This window comes from Thalassovita autumnalis (genome assembly GCF_001458255.1).
In the GTDB taxonomy this organism is placed as follows: Bacteria; Pseudomonadota; Alphaproteobacteria; order Rhodobacterales; family Rhodobacteraceae; genus Thalassobius; species Thalassobius autumnalis.
Window position 1 is genome coordinate 1 of sequence record NZ_CYSB01000043.1, and the last position, 7979, is coordinate 7979.

Here is a 7979-nt window from a genome sequence, read left to right on the forward strand (position 1 = left end):
CGTTTTGTACGACGACCACCGCTCTTTTGGGGCGATAAGTCCACGAAACTGTCTCCGTTCTCAGAAGATAAATCGCTGGACTGTTCGACGTTCAGGCGAACCACAGCTGCAGCGAGGATGCGGCCAATTTCTTCGAGGCGCGCGTCTGCTGACATGCGCTCAGGGCATAGGGGATTGGGACCCGAAATCGGGCCTGATGTGTTTTTTGGCATGGCGACTTTTCGCGATTGAGATGATGCCCAAAAGGTATCTCAAAATATCAAAAACACAAGTAAATCAGTATCTTACGGACAGGGTCGGCCTGCGCGTAGAGCCACGTATCTCTGCGTAATGAATATGCAAGTGCGCGGAGTGCCGATCGTTGTCGCTGAGCCGAATCAGCCTGTCCGACCGTCCATGAATTTGTCGAACGTATCGACGGTCTGCTCTTCTTCCAGCTCGGCCATCTCCCATCGGGATGGTGCGCGGTCAGGATAAATCAGCAGCGAGATTGTCATCTGGTCGTTACTGGGCGAGAACACTGTCATTTCATGGACGGGCTCAGACCCCAACCAGACTCCTGCCGGGTGGTGATGGCCGTGACGACCAGTATCCCAGTCCACTTCCTGCGCGGCCAGAGAGTCCGGCGGCAATTCGGTGACCACCTGCCGTGCGCGATAGAACACGCCGGATTTCAACAACGGCTCGCTGGACCATGCCCAGTCGATAAACCCCTCCTTGCCAACCACGATCATCGCCCGCTTGTCGGTGATGGTCATCCATTTCAGGATCGCTGCCGTCAGTGACACGGCGTAGCGGTCGGCCAAATCAGTCATCAGATCGATATAAATGGCCCGGCCTTTGATCTGCTCACGGAAATCATCCAGCGGCATCAAAAGGTAGGAGGCGAAGGTATTGGCCTCCGCCTCGATCCCGTTCCGCCCCTCATCCCAGTCAGCCATGTTGCGATTGGTGCATTCGAGACCGTTGGGATTGGTCTGCCGGTGCAGCAGGTAATGGCCCAGTTCATGGGCCAACGTGAAATTCCGCCGCCCTGGCGAACGGATTGTGTCGTTGTAAATGATGCCCCACTCTCCGGAACCATCAGGGTTCGGCATCAACATGCCCTCGACGCCTTTAGACAGATCCAGGCCGCCGACCATAGTTATCGGTGCATCTGGAAATACCTGTCGTGAGACATCCTGTGCTAGTGCGGTCACATCGATTGGAAACCGCGGTAGCCCATGCGCTGCCTGATGCAGCGAAAGGATTTGCGTCAGGCGGATTGCCCAACCCTTCGGCGTCGTGGGCAGGCTCAATCCTTCTTTCCCCACATATCGATCATCTGATTGATCTTCGCCTGGTCGTCAGGGGCGAGCTTGCTGAACTTGCGGAAGAAGGCTTCCTTCAGAACCGCATCTCCGGGCTCCTCGCTTTCGTCCAGCAGATAGTCGGTGGTGACCTCGAGCGCCTGAGCGATCCGCGTCAGTTTTTCTCCGGACGGCTTTCGTGCGTCGCGGTTTTCCAACTCCCAAATGTAGCTCTTGCTCGAGTCGGTCAATTCCGCGAGCTTGTCGAGGGAGTATCCCTTCTCCTGGCGGTGGCGCTTGATCTTGGCGCCTAGGGACGTGGTCATAGTATCATCCTTGTTTTCCTTGGTTGCAGGAAGCTTGTTCGGTATGCCGAACAAAATCGTTCCGCGCAAGTAGACTTGGCGGTTTGTTCGGTATATATCGAACATTACCGTATCGCTTTGCGCCGATTCCTCCATCTTCCTCGCCAGAAAGGGCTCCCATGACTGCTATCGCATCCTTCCTTCGCAAGACCCCCGTCACACGGTTGCATGACTATTTTACTGGCTCCGGGTTCACATCCCTTCCGCCGGTCGATTGGACCAAGCCTGAGGCGGAGCTCGTCGAGCCGCTGATCAAAGCTGTCGACGACATGGACGACCGTGAAAAACAACGCGTTGTCATGAATGCCAGTCAGGTCGCTGCTCTCGCAGACGAACCGGGCCAGAATGCGCTGCAGAATGTCGTCATCAACCGGCAGGTGTTCGACACACTGGAGGGGGCTAACAATCGTTCGCTGTGGGTGTTTCTGAATGAACCAGACCAGTTTCGTAAGGCTGAAGAGGTCCGCTACAATGATGAACGGCGCCGTGGCCGGTCATGGAGTGGCTTTGAAGTAGAAAAGGACCGCGTGGTCCGCCGGGATGCTGTATCGGTAGCTGACTTCACCAAGGCAATCCGCGAGCGTTTCGACACGCCGCATGTTCATGTCGATGTCTTCGACCGGCACCGCGTCATCCTCGATGATCAGGAATGCGATCTCGTTCAGGTCGCTGTTTACCGTGAAGGGCGGCCGGAGGACATGCTTGGGTTTGACGCGAACAGCACATTGTCACGCCGTATCGTGAAGCCGGTTTTTGAGGCTGCGCTGACTTACGAGGCGGATACTGGCGTCATAGAGGTGGTGGCCAATACAATTGCAGACCGGAGGGATCTCACTGCCTACATGGCGCGGGACCTGCTTGGGATCGATTTCGAAGAAAAGCATATACCGCTGCGGGAATACCATCTTGGGATGCTGTTGAAGCCCTTTGACTTCCCGACTGACGTTGATGACGGCATAGCGGACGTCACCGTGAAAGAATTGCGTCTTATGGAGGTTGGCCAGCCTAACGAACGGATCGTCCTCGAAACCATGTCGGGCGCCGACCGCACGGTGTGGGAAATGGCAGAAGAAAGAATTGGGCTCGACATTGGCAGTTCTGGGCAAGTCCTGTCCGTTGCATCTGAAACGCCTGAATGGATCGTCACGCGCGCGCGGTTCACAATCAAGTTTCAACCCGGCCCAAGCGGCGGGAGGGGCAAATCGTTGACGCTGACGGTGACCATGCCACATGGCTGCAATTTGAAGGACATGACCCCGCATGAGCGCCTGATCGGCGACAAGTATCTGCGCCGTTGGGGCATTCTGACCGACGGCTCGGACATCGGTGACCTCATTGACTAAGCGGGCGGTCGATATGCTGCTGCAGGTCATGGAGACCCGTCCTGCCAAGGTGCAGGCATCGGTCCTGCGGCAAGTTTCACCTCGGGCAACGGATCAGTTGCTTGAGGCCAAGCTTATGGTCGCATCCGGCCATATCCCGGTCGTCACCGCTATGGATGACTACGAAGACGAGCCCATCCCTGCAGAGTGGTGCGCCGAGCGCAGGCAGTATGGATACAACAACAGCATCGGTCGGTGGGTTGCGGTCGATGCCAAGGATATCGAAGCTCTTGCAGTTGATTACCCGCTGCTCTTCGCGAAGATGCTGGTAGATTTCGAGCGCGCTGCCCCGGCGCGCCCGATCTCGTTGATCGATAGTGTCGCCTGGGATATTGGCACCATCCAGCTCAAGGGGGCGAAATCGCCCATGCCGGTCTGGTTTGCACGTCGGCTTTCAGATCCTGCGGTGTGGAGAAAGGTTGGCGCTCTTCTGGAACGCAGGCCGCCGGATGAGGTCCGTGTCATCCTGACGTCCACACCAGGCGATCGCCTTCCTGTTGCTGCGAGTAAGAAGGACATCATCATCAGTGTGACCGATGTGGCCAAAGCGCCTGGAAAGCTGGCCATCTCACCGCAGGCCGTCGGCGCAAGGGTCTTCCCGGGCGAGGCGCAGCATCGGTTCCCGATTGATCATTCGGATGATTGCGGGATCGTCTGGTATCGGGGTGAAACTCTCACGTTCCGCGGAGACAAGCAGCGTCGGTTCTTGGAAATTCTGTTTTCGGCCTATTGGTCAAAGTCAAAAGTCCTGCGTCTTGCCGCTGTTCTTGAAGAGGCTGGCTATGGTGGTCAGGTGAACACGCTGAAAAAGGCTTTTGGCCGCGGCATCGACAAATGGCGTTTCGTCAAGGTCGAGAACGGAAACTGCTGGATCGATCCCTGATCCTGCCCAACGTTTGTCTATGAAGAGGCCGTCCTTCGGGGCGGCTTTTTTCATTTTCAGGCATCTAACTTCGCTGCCTCCCGGTTGCCTCCACGGTGCCTTCCAGCCCCTCGGTCATGGTGATCCCGCAAGTGTTCGCAAAAACCCCAAGGAGGTTCACATGGCGCTAAGACACCTTTCCCAGATCGAGCTGGCGGCTCGCTGGAACATTTCACATCGCACGCTGGAGCGTTGGCGGTGGACGGGCGAAGGCCCGAAATTCATCAAACTCGGTGGTCGGGTCATTTACCGGCTCGAAGACGTCGAGGCTTTCGAGGTCGAGCAAATCCGCGGCTCGGACCACGAGCCCCACCGCCCAATGTCGGCATAAGGGGGACGAATATGACAATTTCTAACCACATCACACTGGCCGATATCCACCGCATGCCTGTTGGCCAAATCGCGGCACTGCCCGCTGGTCAGCTGGCAATGCTGCGGGATGCTTCTGATCAGCAGCTGACCCAGGCCAAGACGGTCTCGGATTGGCTCGATGGTGCCATCTCCCTGAAATACGCCGAGCGTGCTGCCGAATGCCGCTCTGAGGCAGACAAGGACACCGGCACGATCCGCTTTGAGGATGACGGCGTCACCGTGATTGCCGACTTGGCGAAACGGATTGATTGGGATCAGGCAAAACTCGCCCAGATCGCAGAAAACATCGCCTCAGCAGGCGAGGACCCGGCCGAGTTCATCGATACCACTTTGAAAGTGTCTGAGCGCAAATACACGGCGCTGCCAGAAAGCTGGCGCAAGGGTTTTGAGCCTGCGCGTACGGTCCGGACCGGCAAGCCCAAGTTCCGTTTGGTGCTGGGCGAGGAGGTGCGCTGATGGCTATTTCTCTTGCATCTCTGCGCACCAGTTCGGTGCTCCAACCACCGCGTATCCTGATCCACGGCGTGGCCGGGGTGGGTAAATCGACCTTTGCCGCTGACGCGGGCGCGCCGGTGTTCATCATGACTGAGGATGGGCTTGGCAAATTGCAGGTCCCGCATTTTCCGTTGGCGACGAGTTATGCCGAAGTTGCACAAGCGCTCGACGCCTTGCTGGAGGAAGATCACGACTACGGCACGGTCGTCGTTGACAGCGTCGACTGGCTCGAGCCGCTGATCTGGGCTGAGGCGTGCAAACGCAATGGCTGGCAGTCGATCGAAACCCCGGGCTTTGGCAAAGGTTACGCCGAGGCGCTGACCATTTGGCGTGAATATCTCGATAAGCTGAATGCGCTGCGCGACCGCAAAGGGATGGTCGTCATCCAGATTGCTCATACCGACATCAAGCGGTTTGATAGCCCCGAGCACGAACCTTACGACCGGTATGTGATCAAGCTGCAGACCCGCGCCTCGGCGTTGTTGCAGGAGCATTCTGATGTGGTGCTTTTTGCCAACTATCAGATTTCGGTCGCCAAATCCGATGTCGGCTTCAACAAGAAGGTGACCCGGGCGCTCGGGTCCGGTGCGCGCGTTATGCACACCGAAGAGCGTCCCGCCTTCCTCGCCAAGAACCGTTACGGCCTGCCGGACACTTTGCCGCTTTCGTGGTCAGAGTTCCTCGCAGCCATGCCCCAATCCCAATGATTGCCTTGAAAGGATACGACCATGGCACGTTTTGATACGTCCTTTGACGCCACCAGCGTTGAACCCACCACCGCTTACGAGCTGCTGCCCGCAGGTAAATACCGCGCTCAGATCGTCGAGAGCGAAATGCGCGTGACCCGCAACGGTATGGGGCAGTTTCTCTGGTTGATGCTGGATATTTTGGACGGCCAGCATAAAGGCCGGAAGATCTTTGATCAGCTGAACCTGGTGAACCCGAACCCGACCACGGTCGAGATTGCACAGCGGACGCTGTCGGCAATCTGCCATGCGACGGGCCGGATGCATGTCAGTGACAGTGAGGAGCTGCACCTGATCCCGATGACGATCCAGGTGAAGATCAAGCCCCCAAAGAACGGTTACGGCGAGAGCAATGCCATCGCCTATCTGCCGCCTGAAGGTGAGGGTGCCACGGCTGCAAAGCCTGCTGCAACCTCGTCAGCGCCGCCGACAACGCATGCCGCTTCCGCACCGCCCAAGATGGCCTCCGCGCCCTGGAACAAGAAGGGCTGATCAATCGCGCTGCTCCGCATCCCTGACTGACGGGGCAGCGCCCAACCCCATCTAAGGATATTCCCATGACTGACCTGCATAACGCGGCCCCTCGGGCCGTGATCAGCCCCGGCTTGCCTGATGACCAGCGCCGCTTGATCGAACTCGACGACGATATTGCCAAGATCCGCACGCAGATTGCGACTGCTGATCTGGCACGCCAACGGGGGCAAAAGCCCATTGACCCTGATTGGTTCCACCGGGCACGGACCGCGTTGCGCCACCTGTGCCGTGAACGGGCAGAATTGCTTGCCAAAGGCACCGGCCGCCGTCGCCGCGAAAAGCTGAAAGATGCTCTGATCGGCGTCCTGCGTGAGCGCCACGACCCGGAAACTTGGAGCGGCATTCTGGCCGAAGCCCAAGCCCGCAGCGAACGGGAGGGATTGTGATGGCTGATCTTCCCGCACCACTCACGCCAACGCTGACGGCGATCTACGCCGATTACGAGGCCCGCCAGGGTGATGGCTTCCGTGACCATCTCGGCGCATCCATCATCGGTAAATCTTGCGCACGCGCGCTCTGGTACGATTTCCGCTGGGTGACGCCGTCACGCTTTTCTGGCCGCCTGCTGCGTCTGTTCGAGACAGGCCAGCTGGAAGAGGACCGTATGGTGCGCAATCTACGTGCCACCGGGGCCACTGTTTTGGAGCTGGATCCGGAAACAGGACGGCAAATCCGCGTGGAGGCCCATGGTGGTCATTTTGGCGGCTCGCTCGATGGCGTCGCCCTTGGTCTGCTTGAGGCGCCGAAAACCTGGCATGTGCTGGAGTTCAAAACGCATGGCGTAAAAAGCTTTGCCGATTTGACCGCGAAAGGCGTGGTAGCATCCAAGCCGCAGCATGCCGCCCAGATGCAAATCTACATGCACCTGACTGGCATTACGCGCGCGCTCTACATGGCGGTCTGCAAGAACACTGACGCGCTGCATATCGAACGGGTTGAGGCTGATCCTGCCATGGCCGAACGCCTTCTGGAAAAGGCTGGTCGGGTTATCTTTGCCCAACATCCGCCAGCGCGGATCAGCGAAGATCCGGCTTGGTTTGAATGCCGTTTTTGCGATCACCACGCTGCCTGCCACGAGGGTGGCGGTGCCGCTGTGACCTGTCGGTCCTGCCTGCATTCTACGGCCGTTGATGGTGGATGGCACTGCGCGCGTCATGACAGAATGCTGTCGCCTGCTGAGCAGCGGGCCGCCTGCGGCAGACATCTCTTCATCCCCGATCTCGTGCCGGGTGAGGTCATCGATGCGGGAGACGACATTGTCACCTACCGCATGAACGATGGCGCCTCCTGGTCAAATGACGCCCGCAATACGGAGGCTGCGCCATGCTGACCCTGCGCCCATACCAAGAGGCTGCGATCTCTTCGATCTACGGCTATTTCCAGACCAACAAGGGTAACCCTCTGGTTGTGATCCCGACGGCTGGCGGCAAGTCGCTCGTCATGGCGTCATTCATCGAAGGGGTGCTGAAGGCTTGGCCTGATCAGCGCATCCTGATCGTGACCCATGTGCGCGAATTGATCGCCCAAAACCATGCCGAGATGATCGGGCTTTGGCCTGAGGCACCGGCAGGCATCTATTCGGCGGGCTTGGGGAAACGTGAGGCGCAGGCCCGCGTCCTGTTTGCTGGCATCCAATCAATCCATCGCCGGGCCCATGAGATCGGCCACACCGATCTGGTGTTGATTGATGAGGCCCATCTGATCCCAGGCAATTCCAGCACGATGTACAGGCGCTTTCTGGACGCTCTGCAGGCGATCAATCCTGCGCTGAAGGTGATTGGCCTCACCGCCACACCGTTTCGCACTGGCAGCGGCATGCTGCATGAGGGCAAGGACGCACTCTTTACCGACATTGCCTATGAGGCGCCGGTGCG

The 7979-nt window shown here is 58.3% G+C and carries 12 protein-coding genes; 9 read left to right on the plus strand and 3 right to left on the minus strand.

What is annotated here, in order from left to right:
• The 3 genes from TL5118_RS21540 to TL5118_RS19965 form a co-directional block, all read right to left on the minus strand.
• Positions 1-212: hypothetical protein (locus tag TL5118_RS21540; protein WP_370701696.1), on the minus strand; the 212-nt coding region annotated here is incomplete at its 3' end.
• 165 nt (positions 213-377) lie between these two features.
• Positions 378-1298: an ImmA/IrrE family metallo-endopeptidase gene (locus tag TL5118_RS19960; protein ID WP_131727473.1), complete on the minus strand. Its 921-nt coding sequence runs from the start codon at positions 1296-1298 to the stop codon at positions 378-380.
• Entirely contained in the window at positions 1295-1615 is a 321-nt protein-coding gene (locus tag TL5118_RS19965; protein WP_027261243.1) for a helix-turn-helix domain-containing protein, read from the minus strand. The genes TL5118_RS19960 and TL5118_RS19965 overlap by 4 nt, the downstream gene beginning before the upstream one ends.
• A 158-nt stretch (positions 1616-1773) precedes the next feature.
• Here TL5118_RS19965 and TL5118_RS19970 point away from each other — a divergent pair, with 158 nt between their 5' ends.
• From TL5118_RS19970 to TL5118_RS20010, 9 genes are all read left to right on the plus strand, one after another.
• A complete protein-coding gene (locus tag TL5118_RS19970) occupies positions 1774-2997 on the plus strand; it encodes a hypothetical protein (protein WP_058243109.1) in 1224 nt (407 codons plus the stop codon).
• 13 nt (positions 2998-3010) lie between these two features.
• A complete protein-coding gene (locus TL5118_RS19975) occupies positions 3011-3919 on the plus strand; it encodes a hypothetical protein (RefSeq protein ID WP_058243108.1) in 909 nt (302 codons plus the stop codon).
• Positions 3920-4079: 160 nt separating this feature from the next.
• Positions 4080-4289: a helix-turn-helix transcriptional regulator gene (locus TL5118_RS19980; RefSeq protein WP_027261246.1), complete on the plus strand. Its 210-nt coding sequence runs from the start codon at positions 4080-4082 to the stop codon at positions 4287-4289.
• 11 nt (positions 4290-4300) lie between these two features.
• Positions 4301-4786 (plus strand): hypothetical protein, encoded by a 486-nt coding sequence (locus TL5118_RS19985; RefSeq protein ID WP_058243161.1) that lies wholly within the window; start codon positions 4301-4303, stop codon positions 4784-4786.
• Complete coding sequence (locus TL5118_RS19990; RefSeq protein WP_058243160.1) at positions 4786-5532, plus strand: ATP-binding protein; 747 nt, start codon at positions 4786-4788, stop codon at positions 5530-5532. The genes TL5118_RS19985 and TL5118_RS19990 overlap by 1 nt, the downstream gene beginning before the upstream one ends.
• A 21-nt stretch (positions 5533-5553) precedes the next feature.
• Positions 5554-6063, plus strand: coding sequence for a DUF669 domain-containing protein (locus TL5118_RS19995; protein WP_058243159.1), 510 nt, complete (start codon positions 5554-5556; stop codon positions 6061-6063).
• A 65-nt stretch (positions 6064-6128) separates the two neighbouring features.
• The gene (locus TL5118_RS20000; protein WP_052077278.1) at positions 6129-6491 is read left to right on the plus strand and encodes a hypothetical protein; all 363 of its coding nucleotides are present in this window, start codon (positions 6129-6131) and stop codon (positions 6489-6491) included.
• Positions 6491-7435, plus strand: coding sequence for a PDDEXK family nuclease (locus TL5118_RS20005; protein ID WP_058243158.1), 945 nt, complete (start codon positions 6491-6493; stop codon positions 7433-7435). Before TL5118_RS20000 ends, TL5118_RS20005 begins: the two co-directional genes overlap by 1 nt.
• Positions 7429-7979 (plus strand): DEAD/DEAH box helicase (locus tag TL5118_RS20010; RefSeq protein WP_131727474.1); only part of this gene is annotated, 551 nt, incomplete at its 3' end. The genes TL5118_RS20005 and TL5118_RS20010, both read left to right, overlap by 7 nt.